The sequence below is a fragment of the Devosia sp. LC5 genome, from assembly GCF_000735585.1.
Classification (GTDB): Bacteria; Pseudomonadota; Alphaproteobacteria; order Rhizobiales; family Devosiaceae; genus Devosia.
Map to the genome: position 1 here is coordinate 54,425 of NZ_JNNO01000045.1, position 14,719 is coordinate 69,143.

Consider the following 14,719-nt stretch of genomic DNA (forward strand, 5'->3'; position numbering starts at 1 on the left):
GTCCTGACATGACCAAGACCCAACTCGCCGTCGCCAACTTCGCCGGCCTTGCCGCATTTGCCGCCGGGGCTCCAGCTGTCGCGCAGAGACAGCCTGACGAGGCGTTCCACCCGCTGATCGGCGTCGCTGGCGTCCATCGTCCCGAGTTCCGGGGATCGGACGACTACGAGGTGCAGCCCTTGCCCTTCGTGGGCTTCCAGTATCGGCGCGGCGACATGACGCTTTCGATGGAGGGGACGGAACTCGAACTCGATCTGATCGGGAGCGACCGTTTCAAGGCCGGTCCCATCGTCGGCTATCGCTGGGGTCGCGACGACGACATCGAGAACGACGTCGTCAGACTCCTGCCGACCATCGACGACACGGTGGAGGGCGGCGTCTTCGCCGAGATGACCTGGGTCGTCGGCCAGGGTCGGGTCGGCGCAGGCGTGAAGGTGCTGGCGGACCTCGGCGACGCCTATGGCGGATACAATGTGACCGCGGACGTTTCCTGGTCCGCGCGGGCCACGGATCGGCTCAGCTACGGCGTCGGCGCGAATGTCGTCTGGGCCGACAGAAACTACATGGAGACCTATTTCGGCGTGGACGACCTTGGCGCGGCCGCGTCCGGGCTTGCGGCCTATCGGCCCGACGCCGGCATCGAGAGCGTCGGTCTCTCCGCCAACATCCGTTACCGGCTGAGCGGTCGATGGGGTGTGGCCATGTTCGCCTCCTACGACCGTCTTCTCGATCAGGCGGCCGACACGCCCATAGTCACCGAGGAAGGATCGGAGAACCAGGCCCGGATGGGGTTCGCCGTCTACCGGGCCTTCTAGGCTTTCTGCGGGTTCTATTTGCTTCCCCAGCGGTCATCGAAGCGACGCGGCTTGATCGCCGCCGGTGCCTGACTCGCGAGCCTGACTATCGCAATCAATGGAGATTCGACATGCGATCGGAACCGGACAATCAAGATGACCGACGGCCGCCACGCGCGGCTCGATCGGCTTTTTCACGGCGTTCATTCCTGCAGGTGTCCGCTGTTGGCGCCGCGGCCGGCATGGTTGGCTTCGGCGCAGGCAGATTGACAGGGGGGCCAGCGGAAATCCCCGACTGGACCTACGAGAACATTCCTGACCAGCGCGGCCGGCGCGTGATCGTCACCGGCGCCAACGGGTATCCGCAAGAGGATCGGAGCGGGCTGGGTTATCATCAGGCGCTCGGCCTGGCTCGCGCGGGCGCGGACGTGACGATCGCTTCGCGCAATCGGGAACGCGGCGAAGAAGCCGTTCGGAGAATGCGTGCCGAAGTCTCAGGCGCTACTGTGCGGTTCGAGACGCTGGACCTCGCGAACCTGGCGTCGATCAGCGCGTTCGCGGATCGTATGCGCGCGTCGGGCGACCGTCTCGACCTGCTGATCAACAGCGCAGGCGTCATGGCGCGCCAGCATCGTGAAGTGAGCGTCGATGGCTTTGAGCGGGTTTTCGCGACCAATGCCTTGGGTCCGTTCGCGCTGACCGCCCAGTTGCTGCCGCTGCTGCGCAATGGGAACGCGCCCCGGATCGTCTGGATGGCGAGTTCGCGCGGGCATTTCGGGGAGCTGAACTTCGATGACCTTCAGCAAGAGAAGGTCTACGACTACGCCCGCGCCTACGACGACGCCAAGCTCGCGGACCTTCTGCTGGCCTTCGAATGTGATCGCCGCAGCAGAGCGGCCGGTTGGCGTATCTCCAGCATCGCCGCCCATCCCGGCGTCGCGCGCACCAATATCGTTCTGGATGGACCCGGCCTCGACAGCGCCGAAGGTTGGCGGTTCAGGTACATTCCCGTGATGTGGCAGGACCCGGCTCTGGGCGCCCTTCCGCTGCTGTACGCAGGGACGTCGCCCCACGCCGTCGGCGGCGGCTACTATGGGCCTAAGGATTTCCAAGGCTTGAGAGGTTTGCCAGGCGTTGCGACGCCTCCCCCCGCGTCTCAGGACCTGGAGACTGCCAATAGATTGTGGGCGACTTTGGAACAACTTGGTCAGGTTTCCTTCGGCTAGTCGCCTTCGGGAAGTTGAGGAGTTGGCCAGCATCAACCAGGAAAGCGTCGCTGGTGGGATACGTCGTTTCAGGCGCCTACTTCTTTGGCGGTCTCTTGCTCATGAACGCGATACATGGCCAAAACGAAGCTTACGATCCTCAATTGTGTTCAGGGAATAAATGCCGCGTTGGCCGGACGGGATTTCTGATTACGGATGTAGTCGAGGAAAGCTCGCATGGCCGCGCTCATATGCCGCCGGTTAGGATAATACAGATACCAACTCGGCAGGGTCTGTTTCCATTCGCAGAGCAATTCGATAACTCTGCCGTGTTCGACGTCATCACCGACATAGTCCTCCAGCAGGTGGGCGATCCCCGATCCCGCAAGTGCGGCCTGAAGTTCTTGATGCGCCGAACTCAGTGTCAGCCGACCTTGCGGGGCGATTTCCAACTGCTCGCCGTCCTTCTCAAATTTCCACGTCACCATGGTTCCACCAGGAAAACGGCGACGAATACAGTCGTGCTGCAAGAGATCGCGCGGTGAGACGGGACGGCCGCGTTCACGAAGATAGTCAGGCGAGGCCACGATCGCATATCGCAAGGGGGGGCCAATGGGCATGGCAATCATATCCTGGGCGAGTTGGTTTCCGAAGCGCACCCCAGCATCGAACCCCTGCTCCACGATATCGATGATCGCAGCATCGCTGACGATCTCGACCTTGACGTCGGGATAGAGCTTCATGAATTCAAAAGTCAGAGGGCACAGAATGTGGTCGGCGGCCGGTCCCGGCGCGTTGATCCTCACAGTGCCGGACGGGCTCTCGCGATGCTGATTGAGGTCGTCGATCGCCGTTCTGATGTCGTGAAGAGCCGGCCTTAGCCGCTCCAGAAGCTGCTCGCCTGCTTCAGTAGGCGCGACGCTACGTGTCGTTCGATTCAGCAGCCGGATGCCCAGCGCTTCCTCGAGCACGCTGATCGACTGGCTTATGGCGGAAGACGAGACGCCCCTGCCAAGCGCGGCGGCTCTAAAGCCACCGCAGCGCACGACGTCTTCAAATATCTCCAGGCTGTCAAGGCGCAATGGCCGCATTGCGAAGCCCCGCTTAATAAGCTGATCGGTTCTGGTTAGCTTATCCGCGCAATAGATCCGTGTCATCGTTAGAAAACGTGTCGCGACGCGGCGCCACAGACAAACACCGATTGAAGCGACGACGCCAATGTCAAAAACGGCGTCCGTGCCGAGATGCGTGGATGGGATTGAAATATGAATGTAGTTACACTTAATCGCAGAAAGATCATGCTGACAGCTGCGTCGGTCGCGACGGGACTGCTCTTGCCGACCGGAACGGCATTTGCACAGGCGGCCCCAGCCGCATCGGTCCCTCCTCAGGCTGGAAACGCCGGCCATTACCGCTTTCGCGTCGGCGACGACATCGCGGCGACCGTACTGAGCGACGGACTGATCGGCGGCCCTCCGCAGGTCTACGCCAGCGACGCGCCGGAGGCAGAACTGGAAGAGGTTCTGAGGCGCGCCTTCCTGCCGACCGACCGCCTGACGCTCAATCTCAACACACTCCTTATCGAGACGAATGGCAGGCGGATCCTCCTCGAAGCCGGAGCCGGGCAGACCATGGGGCCGCAAGGCGGCCGCATATTCGAGAACCTGGCCGCCATCGGCCTGCAACCCGAAGATATCGACGTCGTCGTCGTTTCGCACACGCACCCGGATCATGTCGGCAATCTTCGAACTGCGGACGGAGGCAAGGCATTTCCGCGAGCGGTCGTCTTTGCGCCTCGTGCCGATTGGGACTTCTTCATCCGCAACGATCCGGACCTGTCCTACATGCCCGTCCCGGAGGATTTCCGCCGGAACTTCGCCGCGGCGATCAAGCGGAGCGTCGAGCCCGTCACGAATGGGATAGAGTTGTATGAAGCTGGCGCGGAGATCGTCCCTGGCCTGACGACGCTTCCGGCATTCGGCCACACCCCCGGAATGGCGAACTTCCTCGTTCAGTCCGGGGCCGATCAGCTGCTGCTGACGGCCGATCTCGCCTACCACCCGATCGTCAATGTCGACCGGCCATGGGTGCCTGGGCCAGATCGTGACAAGGACACCGCCCTCGCTTCCCGGCGCCGCATCTTCGACATGGCGGCGGCGGATCGGCTCCTCGTCCTCGGCTTCCACTACCCATTCCCGGGCCTTGGCCGAATGCTTAAGACGGACGCCGGCTATGCCTGGGTTCCGGTCAATTGGCAGTTCTGATCCGGTGAACAACGGAGATCCGGCAATGACGACATCGAGGCGCGCACTCCTATCGGGGTTTCTGGCCATGCCGCTCGTGCCGCTGGCCGGCACGATTGCTTTCGGGCAGGAAGCGCCGGTGTTGCCGCTGACGCGCGCCTGCACGGACGGGGATGAAGCCACGCTCGCCCGAGAGGCCGGCCCGTTCTTCAAGCCGAACTCGCCTTTGAAGCAAGACCTCTATCCGGATGCGCCGCGCGCCGCGCGCATTACCGTCGCCGGCTACGTCCTCGATGGCCGCTGTCGCCCGATTCCCCAGAGCCTCGTTGATATCTGGCATGCCGATGAGAGCGGCGAGTACGATCGTCAGGACTTCCGCTTGCGGGGACATCAATTCGCCGACGAGCAAGGGCGCTGGTGGTTCAACACCGTTGTGCCGGCGCTGTACCCGGGGCGAGCGCGACACTTCCATTTCAGGGTTCAACGGCCAGGCCGAGACGTCCTGACAACGCAACTCTTCTTTCCGGACGAGCCGGGCAATGCGCGGGACCGGATCTTCGATGAGACGCTGCTCATGACGATAAACCCCGCGGGCGACGGTCAGTTCGCGCGCTTCGACTTCGTGGTCTGACCATGGGCATTTCAGGAAAACAGGTCGCGCTCGTAACCGGCGCCTCTCGCGGGATCGGCGCGGCTATCGCACGCCGGTTGGCGGCAGACGGCTTCACGGTCATCGTCAACTATCAAGGCCGGGCCGACGCGGCCACCCAACTCGTCGATCAGATCGTGAAGGCGGGCGGACGAGCAATGTCCGCGCAGGCTGACGTGAGCGATCCGGAGGCCGTGAAGCAGATGTTCGACACGGCCGAGGCGGCGTATGGCGGCGTAGACGTGCTGGTGAACAATGCCGGCATCATGAAGCTGTCACCCTTGGCCGAGATGGACGACGCTGCTTTCGACAAGCTTATCGCGGTCAATCTCAAGGGTACCTTCAACACGCTGCGAGAAGCGGCGAAGCGGCTGCGCGACGGCGGACGTATCGTGAACTTCTCGTCAAGCGTCGTGGGTCTCTATCAGCCCGCCTACGGCGCGTATGCCGCCACCAAGGCTGCCGTCGAAGCGCTGACCTGCATTATGGCCAAGGAACTCGGATCGCGGCGGATCACCGTGAACGCGGTCGCGCCTGGACCGGTCGCTACGGAGCTTTTCCTTGAGGGTAAGGACCAGGCCACGCTCGACCGTATCAAGCAGCAGAACCCGCTCGGCCGCCTCGGTGAAGTCGATGACATCGCCCGCTTCGTCTCGGTGCTCGTGGGCCCGGGCAGCGACTGGATCAATGGGCAAATCGTGCGTGCCAACGGCGGCATCGTCTGACGCGTCAAGAAAAGAGGAGACTATCGCATGAACGACCAGCAGGATTCTGGTTTCAACAGACGTGCCTTTATCGGCGCCCTGGGGACGGGAGCCACCTTGATAGCCGGAGCGTCCGTCTTTTCTGGTGAAGCCCGCGCCCAGGCAAGCGGGCTAGCGCCGGCCTCCACGACGCTTGCACGAACGCGAACGATTCCGAGAACGGAGCAGACGCTTACCACACTCGGTCTCGGCACATTCCTCACCTTTGACGCCCGCCCGGGTGATGATCGGCAGCATCTGGGTGAGGTGTTTCGGCGCTACATCGCAGGCGGTGGCCGGGTCGTCGATACGTCACCCCTCTACGGATCGGCCGAAGTCTCTGTTGGCGCGTTCCTTGCGGGCGTACCGGAAGCATCCGAGTTATTCATCGCCAACAAGATTTGGTCGACCGGCGAATATCTCGGGGACGAGAGCCATGCGGTCGCGAGTTTCGAGCAGTCGCGGTTGCGCATCTGGCGTGACACGATCGACCTCATGCAGTGCCACAGTATCGTCAACGCTCCAGTCGTCATTCCGTTGATGCAGGCATGGAAACAGGAAGGTCGCATTCGCTACGTCGGCGTCACCCACCATGAAAGCGGAGCTCAGGATCAGCTTGCGGAACTGGTGGAGCGTGGCGGTGTCGATTTCGTTCAGACGAACTACTCGATTTTCGACCGCAGCGCCGAGCGGCGCCTGCTCCCCGCCGCCGCCGCCCGTGGGGTCGGCGTCCTCATCAACCTTCCGCTGGAAAAGGCGCGCCTGATGAGGGTGGTGGAAGGTCACTCGCTGCCTGACTTCGCTCGCGAATTCGAAGCGGCGACCTGGGCGCAGTTCTTCCTCAAGTGGGTCATGGCGCATCCGGCGGTCACGACGGTGTTGTGCGGCACCTCGAATCCCGAGCATGCCGAGGACAATGTCCAGGCCATGTACGGGCCCTTGCCGGACGAACCGATGCGCCGGCGTATGGTGCAGCACATGGAGACTATTCCCGGTTTCGCTGATATCGGCCGGATGCCCTGGTATCCCGGCAAGGACGCACAGTATCAGGGGCTGATCCGAGCGGCCCAAGCAACAGCTCGTGCTCGCACGGGGCAGTGAGTTTTGGAGTTCGGGAAGCAGATGCTTTCACGAACTCCATGCCTCAGTTAGTCGAAATGGCTGACGAAGCTGGCCATGGAACCAGTAAGAACGGGCTGATTAATGTGCGACCATAAAGCGCTGACCGCCAACAGCGTCCTCGGGGACGGCCTTCTCGATTTCGAAAAGCGCTTCCGCTGGTAACTGCAGGGGCGACGCCAGTGCTTCGGCCAGCCGTTCGACAGTGCGCGCGCCGACAAGGGGAATGATGTCTTCCCCTCGGCTGGCGACCCATGCGATCGCGGCTTGAGCTGACGTGATGCCTTCGTTTCGGGCAACCATCGCGAGCGCGGCCGCCAACCGTTCATTTCGCGTGAGATTCTCACCCTGAAAACGCGGATACAGGATGTTGCGGTAGTCACCTTCGCCGCTGCCCTTGCTGCCGGTGAGCAAGCCTCTTCCCAGGACTCCATAGGCCGTGATCCCGATTCCGAGTTCGCGGCAGACCGGCAGTACTTCGTGCTCTATGTCCCGCGACATCAGGCCATACTCGAACTGCAACGCAGTGATCGTATGCGTCTTATGTGCCCGCCGGATCGTATCCGCGTCAACGTTGGTGATGCCGACGTGACGCACATACCCTTGCGCAACGAGGTCTGCAATCGCACCAATCGTTTCTTCGACCGGCACTGCGGGATCTAATCCGGTCTGATAGAGATCGACATAATCGGTCTCCAGGCGCCGAAGGCTATAGGCCAGCGCAGTCTTGACCGAAGAAGGACGCGCATCGATGCCCAGGAACGAGCCATCCGGGCCGCGCTGCACACCAAACTTCACCTGGATGAAAGCTTTGTCCCGCTTGCCGCGCAACGCCTCGGCCAGCAGCACTTCATTGTGCCCCATGCCATAGAAGTCGCCCGTGTCGAGAAGCGTGATGCCGGCCTCCAGTGCGGCAGCGATCGTGGCGAGCGCCGCCTCGCGGTCGCTGTGACCATAGAATTCCGACATACCCATGCAGCCCAAGCCGAGAGCCGAGACTTCAGGGCCTCCTTTGCCCAATGTGCGCTTTGCGAACGTCATCGCCGATACTCCTTGTCGTTTGACAATCCAAACTTCCGATCAAGAAATAAAAGGCGCGGGCAAAATTTGCCCTCCAGAAGCTCTCTGATCTATGCCTAATCCTATCATTCCGCTTCCCGTACGTCGATGCAGGATGTATGAGTGTAGGCATGGAAGAGATTCTCAAACGCATGCGCGGACGCGTTCTTAGCCACGCGCCCGGTCCGGACGGGGCTACCGCGATCTCAAACCTCTTCCTGGCGGTTTTGGCGCACAGGACAGTCCCCACGATGACCCTGTGCGATCCGATCATCTGCGTGGTCGTGCAGGGCGTGAAAGAGGTATTGATCGGCGGAAGCGTCCTGCGCTTCGAAGCCGCGAGCTGCTTTGCCTCGACGATCGAGTTGCCGGCGATGGGTTGCATACTCGAGGCTGATGCGGAAAGACCTTACATTGCGGTAGCGCTGATCCTCAACCGCGACACGTTGGCGTCTCTTGCCAGTGAGGTCCCGGGACCGGCGGAGAAGGGAAGCCGCACAGGATTCGGTGTCGAACGGGCGACCACCGATGTGTTGGAGGCACTGGATGCCTTGCTGGCGCTGCTGGACAGACCAGAGGATATAGGGGCGCTTGGTCCGGGCCGGGAACGTGAGGTTCTATACCGACTGTTGCAAAGTGGGCACGGAAATATGATGCGACAGGCAATTCTCCAGGGAAATGGAGTTACAAATATTCGACGCTCGGTGGAGTGGATCAGGCAGAATCTCGGTCAAAAACTGCGTACTGAAGAGCTGGCGGCGGTTGCGGGGATGAGCGTTCCGTCCTTCCACCGCCATTTCAAGGAGGTGACATCCTTGAGCCCTCTGCAATACCAGAAAACTTTGCGCTTGCAGGCAGCCAGAAGAATGCTCGTGACCAGTGCGGATACCACTCAGGCAGCATTTGCAGTGGGCTATGAAAGTGCATCTCAGTTCAGTCGCGAATATTCCAGACTTTTCGGGATTTCACCGTTTAAGGACGCGGTGCGTATGCGATCATCAAGCTATCTTTTCGGTTACACGATCTGAGACTTTTTCATTGTCGAGTCGCGAGGTCAGGTGTTCTGGTCTGCCATTGGCCTGATGCGACGGATTTTCGTTGGACGGACTGGCCGGGCGGTTTGCAGCCGGACGCTGGCCCCGGTTCTCGTGGTGGTCTTGGTCATTGCTCATGATGTTTGTCTCCATTGCGGGACTATTCCGAGGCGTGCAGCCAGTCTCTGCGGCGAGAATTGCGTGAGGTGCGGCTGAGCAATATCGGCAGTGAGGGTGCTGGCTTGCCCCCGGTCCGCCTCACTCGAAGGTCACGCCGGTCAGGTCTAGGGATCTTTCCCATAGGCGGGCGGCGACGGCCGTATCCAGCGCCTGCTTTGGAGGCGTCTCCTCGGTCGGATAGCCGCGCGTTCCGCCCATGCCGTCAGGCCCATAGTAGGCGCCGTTCCGTGCGGTCGGATCGGTCGCCGCATAGAGCGTGGGCAGTGCGCCCTGCCACGCGGGCTGGAACAGGAATGGTAGGAAGCGACGCATGATGCCGGCCGCACTCCACCGGCCCGATCCGTTCACAATCAGATCGGTACGTGTGATGCCGGGATGTGCCCCCATACTTTGCACGCCCCATCCTGCCGACTTGCTGCGCCGGCTCAGTTCCAGGGCGAACATGAGGCAGGCGAACTTCGATTGGCTGTAGACCGGCATCGGCTTGTAGCCGCGCTCGGCTTGCAGGTCGTCGAAGTTGATCGCGCCTTGCCGTGCCGCAATGCTGCTGAGGGTCACGACGCGCGGATTCCGCCCTTTCTTCAGGAGCGGCAACAGATGTGCGGTGAGCGCGAAATGGCCGAGGTAGTTTGTGCCGAATTGCAGCTCGAAGCCGTCGCTGGTCGCGCGACGCTGCGGCGGATTCATCACCGCGGCATTGTTGATCAGAAGGTCGAGGCTGTCCTGCTCCTGCGCAAGCTGCGCGGCGAACGCGGCGATCGAGGCGAGGTTGGCAAGGTCCACCTTGCCGAACCGAACCTGCGCGCCAGCGACAGCCTTCTTGATCGCCGCTACGGCTTCGGCGCCCTTCTGGGAGTTGCGCCCGGCGATCACCACGCTCGCACCGGCGCGAGTCAAGGCCAGCGTGTGCTCGTAGCCGAGCCCGCCGGTGCCGGTGATGACAGCCGAACGGCCGCTCTGCGATGGAATATTCTCGGTCGTCCACTTCGCCATAAATGATCCTTGCCTTCTCGGAGGTTCAGCGGGCCTTCGAGCGGTGATCGTCTCGACGCTCTCGCTTTTCACGTTCATCACCAAGAAGCGTAGGGCGTGGCGAATCTCCATGCCGGAACCCTCAAAACACTTGCCTATTCCTACAAGTTTGCAGGCTCTTAGAGCGCATCCCGAAAGGGTTGAGCGGCTGGGGCGCTCATGATTCCAAGGGGTTGTTCAGGCCATCTTGGGAAGCGAGCGATGTGGACCCCAGCCACTCGCCGGCAGCAATAGTCGCGCGGGGCTTCGATACGAGACGGATTTGACGGATGCGGAGTGGCGGCTGATCGAGCCGCTGCTGCCGGCGCCGAAGCGAACGGGGCGGCCGCTGTCCTGGCCTCTGCGCGAGATCGTCAACGCGATCTTCTACGTGATGCGCGGCGGCGTCGCGTGGCGGCTTCTGCCCAGCGACCTTCCTCCGAAGAGCACGACCTATCGCTGGTTTGCGGCCTGGCGGGACGACGGCGTGTTCGAGGCGTTGAACCACGCCCTGCTGATGATCGACCGAGAACGCAACGGTCGCGCAGCCTCGCCGAGCGCTTGCATCATCGACAGTCAGAGCGTGAAGACCAGCGAGTCGGGAGGCCCGCGCGGCTACGACGCCGGCAAGAAGATCACGGGCCGCAAGCGTCACGCCCTCGTAGACACCGACGGGCGCGGCCTCGTCCTGTTCGCCCATCCCGCCAGCGTGCAGGATCGCGACGGGGCAGGCCCGCTGTTGGCGGCGTCCCGCCGCCCGTTCCCCTTCATCGGGAAGGTCTTTGCCGATGCCGGCTATCAGGGACCGCGTGTCGCGACCGCGACGCGCATCGCCGTCGAGATCGTCCGTCGCAAGCCTGACCAGATCGGCTTCGCCGTGCAGCCGCGCAGATGGGTTGTCGAGCGCTTCTTCGCCTGGATCAACCGAAATCGCTGCCTCTGGAAGGACGCAGAGGCGACAATCGCTTCGGCGACGGCCTTCCTTTACGCCGCCGCCGCCATGGTCCTCATCCGACGCATCGCACGATCAACATGAGTTCCGGGACGGACTCTTAGATCATGTTCAGTCAGCGCGTTGCCGCACCCAGCCTACCCATCGGATCCCGCGCTCGGAGACTCGCGCCTGAGCAAAAGCGCTGTAAATCGCTGCGAACACGCTTGACATTCGTACGCTACCTTGCGATATTTGAAAGGTAGCGAACGAACGGGAAAGGCCGTTTGCGGCATGCACAACGAACATCTGACCGTGGGGGCATGGACCAAGCGATGCTACTTTGCGGGACGGGCCTTGATGGACGCGACGCTGCGACCATTCGGTCTGGGTTCTACGCAGTGGTACGTTCTCTGGCATCTCGCAAATTTTGGTCCGACGGTGCAGCGCGATCTTGGGCGTGCGCTTGAGCTCGAACGGGCGACGTTAAGCGGGATCATCGCTACGCTCGTCCGCAAAGGTCTGCTCCAGCAGACCTCGGACGGAGAAGACCAGCGCCAGCGCCTTCTGACACTCACGAGTTCGGGCAAGGACCTGTGGCGCGAACTCCCGGACCTCTCGTTTATTCACCAGGCTGCTTTTGACGGCATCGCCGAGACCGATCTGGCCACGACGATCCGCGTCCTTCGATTGGCGACCGAGCGGCTACAAACCCTCTCAGGAAAGGCATGAGTAAATGACAATCCTAATAACTGGAGCAACAGGTCTTGTCGGCGAGCGACTTGTTCCGCGGTTGCTGGAAGCAGGTCTTGATTGCCGGCTGCTGCTGCGGACAGGGAAAACCTGTCCGCCGGGTGCATCCGCCGTGACCGGCGATATTCTCGACCCTTCAACGCTCTCGGAAGCTGTTCGAGGTGTTTCGGCGATTGTGCACCTAGCCGCCGTCTTTCGCAGCCCGGATACGGATTTGATCTGGAGGAGTAACCTGGAGGGCACCAGCAATCTAATCGCCGCCGTGCAGGCTGATGCCCCTGACGCTCGCTTCATCATGGCGAGCACGTCGAATGTTTATAACAGGAACTCTACTCAGCCCGCACGCGAGACAGATAGCGTCGAGCCAGAACAAGCCTACCCTGCCAGCAAGGTCGCAGCCGAGAAACTGCTGCGCGAGAGTGGCTTGAACTGGTCGATTTTACGGTTTCCGTTCGTTTATGGCGACGCCGACGGCCACCTGGAGATGCTGCCTAAGCACTTGGTCACCTTCGGCTTCCATCCCGCCAATCGGATGAGCACGATACATCATCGCGATATTGCGACGGCGATGAGGTTGGCACTGGAAGGCGCCTTCGACAGCCGGATCGTTAACATATCTGATGAAGCGCCGACGACGGTATATGAACTGGTAGGACTTGTGGGCCACCAAATGGAACACTCGGTCGAGGCAATGCAAAATCCCTGGTATCTCCATGTCGATGCATCGCTGGCGCGGAGCCTCGGTTTCCGGCCGACAGTGAGGACGGTTTATGAGGCAGTACAGGAAGGAATACTGTAACTGCACGATGTGTGTGGTCCGGCGATCGTGGTTGGTCGCCGGTCTATGCTTTCAATTTGGGGCCGCCCCAAGTCCGGTCTGATCTTAGGGCGCACTTGGTCTCCGGAAAGCTACTGCTGCTTCCCTGCAACGGCACCCAAGGAAATGGTCGAGGGGCATAAGGTCCATCTCGCCATCGAGCTTCTGGGGTTTGCAAAGACGATCGCAGCGGCGCGCTGATCTCCACCCGGAAAGGAAAACGCAGGTATGCCAACAGTTCTGATAACGGGCGGTCATGGAGGGATCGGGCTCGAGTGCAGCAAACATCTTGCCGCGCATTATCGTACCAACCTCCTGCTCGCCGGGCGCAGGCTGGGACGCGTGGAACCGGTCGCGAGAGAGCTGGCGAGGACCTACGGCGTCAAGGTGAACACCCTAGAGCTCGACACGTCGTCCCTAGCATCGGTCCGGGCGGCTGCCGCCAGGTGCCATGCATTGCTGGACGATGGGACGGTCGATCACCTTCAGGCCATTCTCTGCAATGCCGGCGCGCGCATCCAAGGCCTCAACTACTCGGTGGACGGCTATGAGGAGACCTTCGCCACCAATCACCTGGGTCATTTCCTTCTGCTCGAACTGTTGATTGACCGCGTAGTCGAGAACGGCCGTGTGATATTCACGGCCAGCGGCACCCACGATCCCGAGACGGTCGACGGAAAGCTCGTGGGCGCGGCGGTCGAGCCGAACGCCCTTATGCTCGCGCACAATGGCAAGGAGGGGCGTAAGCCTACATCGGCCGGAAAGCGGTATTCCACGTCGAAGTTGTGCAATGTCCTTACAGCCTATGAACTGGACAGGCGTCTGAAGCAGTCCGGAAGCGCGATCACTTCCATTGCCTTCGACCCGGGCAGCACCGCTGGTACTGGATTCTTGCGTGCCATGTCCGGCCCGGTCCGGTGGCTGTCGAGGACGGCTTTCTTCAACCGGTTCCAGAAGCGTCTTGGCATAACGATGGGTAGCATGGAGTTTTCGGGAGCCTCGCTTGCGCGGCTCGCTGCAGATCCCGTCTTCGCAGAAGATTCGGCAAAGTACTTCCAGTCGAATGATGGCCGTCTGATCGAAACACGATCGTCGAAGATCTCCTACGACGAGGAGCGCGCTCTCCAACTGTGGAACGATTCTAAGCTGCTTGTGCATCTCCAGCCCGACGAGGAAGCCAAGCTGCTGCGGTGATGCTGGAGCAATGAGAATGGAGGCAGAAGCGGTCATTGTCGCTCGCCGAGACCTCTCGTGCAACAAAGTAGCCAATTTCTAAGAACTCGTCCCGAAAGGGTTGAGCGGCTGGGGCGCTCATGATTCCAAGGGGTTGTTCAGGCCATCTTGGGAAGCGAGCGATGTGGACCCCAGCCACTCGCCGGCAGCAATAGTCGCGCGGGGCTTCGATACGAGACGGATTTGACGGATGCGGAGTGGCGGCTGATCGAGCCGCTGCTGCCGGCGCCGAAGCGAACGGGGCGGCCGCTGTCCTGGCCTCTGCGCGAGATCGTCAACGCGATCTTCTACGTGATGCGCGGCGGCGTCGCGTGGCGGCTTCTGCCCAGCGACCTTCCTCCGAAGAGCACGACCTATCGCTGGTTTGCGGCCTGGCGGGACGACGGCGTGTTCGAGGCGTTGAACCACGCCCTGCTGATGATCGACCGAGAACGCAACGGTCGCGCAGCCTCGCCGAGCGCTTGCATCATCGACAGTCAGAGCGTGAAGACCAGCGAGTCGGGAGGCCCGCGCGGCTACGACGCCGGCAAGAAGATCACGGGCCGCAAGCGTCACGCCCTCGTAGACACCGACGGGCGCGGCCTCGTCCTGTTCGCCCATCCCGCCAGCGTGCAGGATCGCGACGGGGCAGGCCCGCTGTTGGCGGCGTCCCGCCGCCCGTTCCCCTTCATCGGGAAGGTCTTTGCCGATGCCGGCTATCAGGGACCGCGTGTCGCGACCGCGACGCGCATCGCCGTCGAGATCGTCCGTCGCAAGCCTGACCAGATCGGCTTCGCCGTGCAGCCGCGCAGATGGGTTGTCGAGCGCTTCTTCGCCTGGATCAACCGAAATCGCTGCCTCTGGAAGGACGCAGAGGCGACAATCGCTTCGGCGACGGCCTTCCTTTACGCCGCCGCCGCCATGGTCCTCATCCGACGCATCGCACGATCAACATGAGTTCCGGGACGG

Annotated in this window: 15 protein-coding genes; 12 read left to right on the forward strand and 3 right to left on the reverse strand. The window is 61.8% G+C overall.

Going from position 1 to position 14,719, the window contains the following annotated elements; genetic code table 11:
* Window positions 1-8 precede the first annotated feature (8 nt).
* Window positions 9-815, forward strand: coding sequence for a MipA/OmpV family protein (locus tag FF80_RS21180; protein WP_052153755.1), 807 nt, complete (start codon window positions 9-11; stop codon window positions 813-815).
* Window positions 816-925: 110 nt separating this feature from the next.
* Entirely contained in the window at window positions 926-2,020 is a 1,095-nt protein-coding gene (locus FF80_RS18520; protein WP_052153756.1) for an oxidoreductase, read from the forward strand.
* A 149-nt stretch (window positions 2,021-2,169) separates the two neighbouring features.
* On the opposite strand, the gene FF80_RS18525 is transcribed toward FF80_RS18520, so the two are convergent.
* Complete coding sequence (locus FF80_RS18525) at window positions 2,170-3,156, reverse strand: LysR family transcriptional regulator (RefSeq protein ID WP_035103085.1); 987 nt, start codon at window positions 3,154-3,156, stop codon at window positions 2,170-2,172.
* A gap of 141 nt (window positions 3,157-3,297) precedes the next feature.
* Between FF80_RS18525 and FF80_RS18530 the strand changes: the two genes are divergently transcribed.
* Genes FF80_RS18530 through FF80_RS18545 form a run of 4 tightly spaced genes read left to right on the forward strand, consistent with a single transcriptional unit; the run spans window position 3,298 to window position 6,735 of the window.
* Window positions 3,298-4,263, forward strand: coding sequence for an MBL fold metallo-hydrolase (locus tag FF80_RS18530; RefSeq protein ID WP_035103088.1), 966 nt, complete (start codon window positions 3,298-3,300; stop codon window positions 4,261-4,263).
* A gap of 25 nt (window positions 4,264-4,288) precedes the next feature.
* Window positions 4,289-4,873, forward strand: coding sequence for an intradiol ring-cleavage dioxygenase (locus FF80_RS18535; protein WP_035103092.1), 585 nt, complete (start codon window positions 4,289-4,291; stop codon window positions 4,871-4,873).
* 2 nt (window positions 4,874-4,875) lie between these two features.
* Entirely contained in the window at window positions 4,876-5,616 is a 741-nt protein-coding gene (locus tag FF80_RS18540) for an SDR family oxidoreductase (protein WP_035103094.1), read from the forward strand.
* Between the two features lie 27 nt (window positions 5,617-5,643).
* A complete protein-coding gene (locus FF80_RS18545; protein WP_035103095.1) occupies window positions 5,644-6,735 on the forward strand; it encodes an aldo/keto reductase in 1,092 nt (363 codons plus the stop codon).
* 99 nt (window positions 6,736-6,834) lie between these two features.
* Here the strand turns inward: FF80_RS18545 and FF80_RS18550 are convergent, their stop codons facing one another.
* Window positions 6,835-7,794: an aldo/keto reductase gene (locus FF80_RS18550; protein ID WP_035103097.1), complete on the reverse strand. Its 960-nt coding sequence runs from the start codon at window positions 7,792-7,794 to the stop codon at window positions 6,835-6,837.
* A gap of 149 nt (window positions 7,795-7,943) precedes the next feature.
* Between FF80_RS18550 and FF80_RS18555 the strand changes: the two genes are divergently transcribed.
* Window positions 7,944-8,840 (forward strand): AraC family transcriptional regulator, encoded by an 897-nt coding sequence (locus FF80_RS18555; RefSeq protein ID WP_035103099.1) that lies wholly within the window; start codon window positions 7,944-7,946, stop codon window positions 8,838-8,840.
* 264 nt (window positions 8,841-9,104) lie between these two features.
* Here the strand turns inward: FF80_RS18555 and FF80_RS18560 are convergent, their stop codons facing one another.
* Window positions 9,105-10,019, reverse strand: a complete 915-nt coding sequence (locus FF80_RS18560) for an SDR family oxidoreductase (RefSeq protein ID WP_035103101.1) — start codon at window positions 10,017-10,019, stop codon at window positions 9,105-9,107.
* A gap of 240 nt (window positions 10,020-10,259) precedes the next feature.
* Here FF80_RS18560 and FF80_RS18565 point away from each other — a divergent pair.
* From FF80_RS18565 to FF80_RS18585, 5 genes are all read left to right on the forward strand, one after another.
* A protein-coding gene (locus tag FF80_RS18565) for an IS5 family transposase (RefSeq protein ID WP_244445826.1) occupies window positions 10,260-11,073 on the forward strand; the annotation gives its coding sequence in 2 pieces (ribosomal slippage) (window positions 10,260-10,286 and window positions 10,288-11,073; 813 coding nt in all).
* 255 nt (window positions 11,074-11,328) lie between these two features.
* Window positions 11,329-11,700 (forward strand): MarR family transcriptional regulator, encoded by a 372-nt coding sequence (locus FF80_RS18570; RefSeq protein ID WP_244445827.1) that lies wholly within the window; start codon window positions 11,329-11,331, stop codon window positions 11,698-11,700.
* Between the two features lie 4 nt (window positions 11,701-11,704).
* Complete coding sequence (locus tag FF80_RS18575; protein ID WP_035103104.1) at window positions 11,705-12,520, forward strand: NAD(P)-dependent oxidoreductase; 816 nt, start codon at window positions 11,705-11,707, stop codon at window positions 12,518-12,520.
* A gap of 246 nt (window positions 12,521-12,766) precedes the next feature.
* Window positions 12,767-13,732, forward strand: coding sequence for an SDR family NAD(P)-dependent oxidoreductase (locus FF80_RS18580; RefSeq protein ID WP_052153757.1), 966 nt, complete (start codon window positions 12,767-12,769; stop codon window positions 13,730-13,732).
* A 161-nt stretch (window positions 13,733-13,893) separates the two neighbouring features.
* Window positions 13,894-14,707, forward strand: a protein-coding gene (locus FF80_RS18585; RefSeq protein ID WP_244445826.1) for an IS5 family transposase whose coding sequence is annotated in 2 segments (ribosomal slippage) — window positions 13,894-13,920 and window positions 13,922-14,707 — 813 coding nt in all. Because the reading frame shifts where the segments join, the coding sequence is not laid out codon by codon here.
* Window positions 14,708-14,719: the final 12 nt, after the last annotated feature.

Coding starts and splice junctions, on each gene's coding strand:
- FF80_RS18580 (WP_052153757.1), top strand. CDS start 12,767: ATGCCAACAGTTCTGATAACGGGCGGTCATGGAGGGATCGGGCTCGAG.
- FF80_RS18575 (WP_035103104.1), top strand. CDS start 11,705: ATGACAATCCTAATAACTGGAGCAACAGGTCTTGTCGGCGAGCGACTT.
- FF80_RS18570 (WP_244445827.1), top strand. CDS start 11,329: ATGGACGCGACGCTGCGACCATTCGGTCTGGGTTCTACGCAGTGGTAC.
- FF80_RS18560 (WP_035103101.1), bottom strand. CDS start 10,019: ATGGCGAAGTGGACGACCGAGAATATTCCATCGCAGAGCGGCCGTTCG.
- FF80_RS21180 (WP_052153755.1), top strand. CDS start 9: ATGACCAAGACCCAACTCGCCGTCGCCAACTTCGCCGGCCTTGCCGCA.
- FF80_RS18550 (WP_035103097.1), bottom strand. CDS start 7,794: ATGACGTTCGCAAAGCGCACATTGGGCAAAGGAGGCCCTGAAGTCTCG.
- FF80_RS18555 (WP_035103099.1), top strand. CDS start 7,944: ATGGAAGAGATTCTCAAACGCATGCGCGGACGCGTTCTTAGCCACGCG.
- FF80_RS18535 (WP_035103092.1), top strand. CDS start 4,289: ATGACGACATCGAGGCGCGCACTCCTATCGGGGTTTCTGGCCATGCCG.
- FF80_RS18545 (WP_035103095.1), top strand. CDS start 5,644: ATGAACGACCAGCAGGATTCTGGTTTCAACAGACGTGCCTTTATCGGC.
- FF80_RS18520 (WP_052153756.1), top strand. CDS start 926: ATGCGATCGGAACCGGACAATCAAGATGACCGACGGCCGCCACGCGCG.
- FF80_RS18525 (WP_035103085.1), bottom strand. CDS start 3,156: ATGACACGGATCTATTGCGCGGATAAGCTAACCAGAACCGATCAGCTT.
- FF80_RS18540 (WP_035103094.1), top strand. CDS start 4,876: ATGGGCATTTCAGGAAAACAGGTCGCGCTCGTAACCGGCGCCTCTCGC.
- FF80_RS18530 (WP_035103088.1), top strand. CDS start 3,298: ATGCTGACAGCTGCGTCGGTCGCGACGGGACTGCTCTTGCCGACCGGA.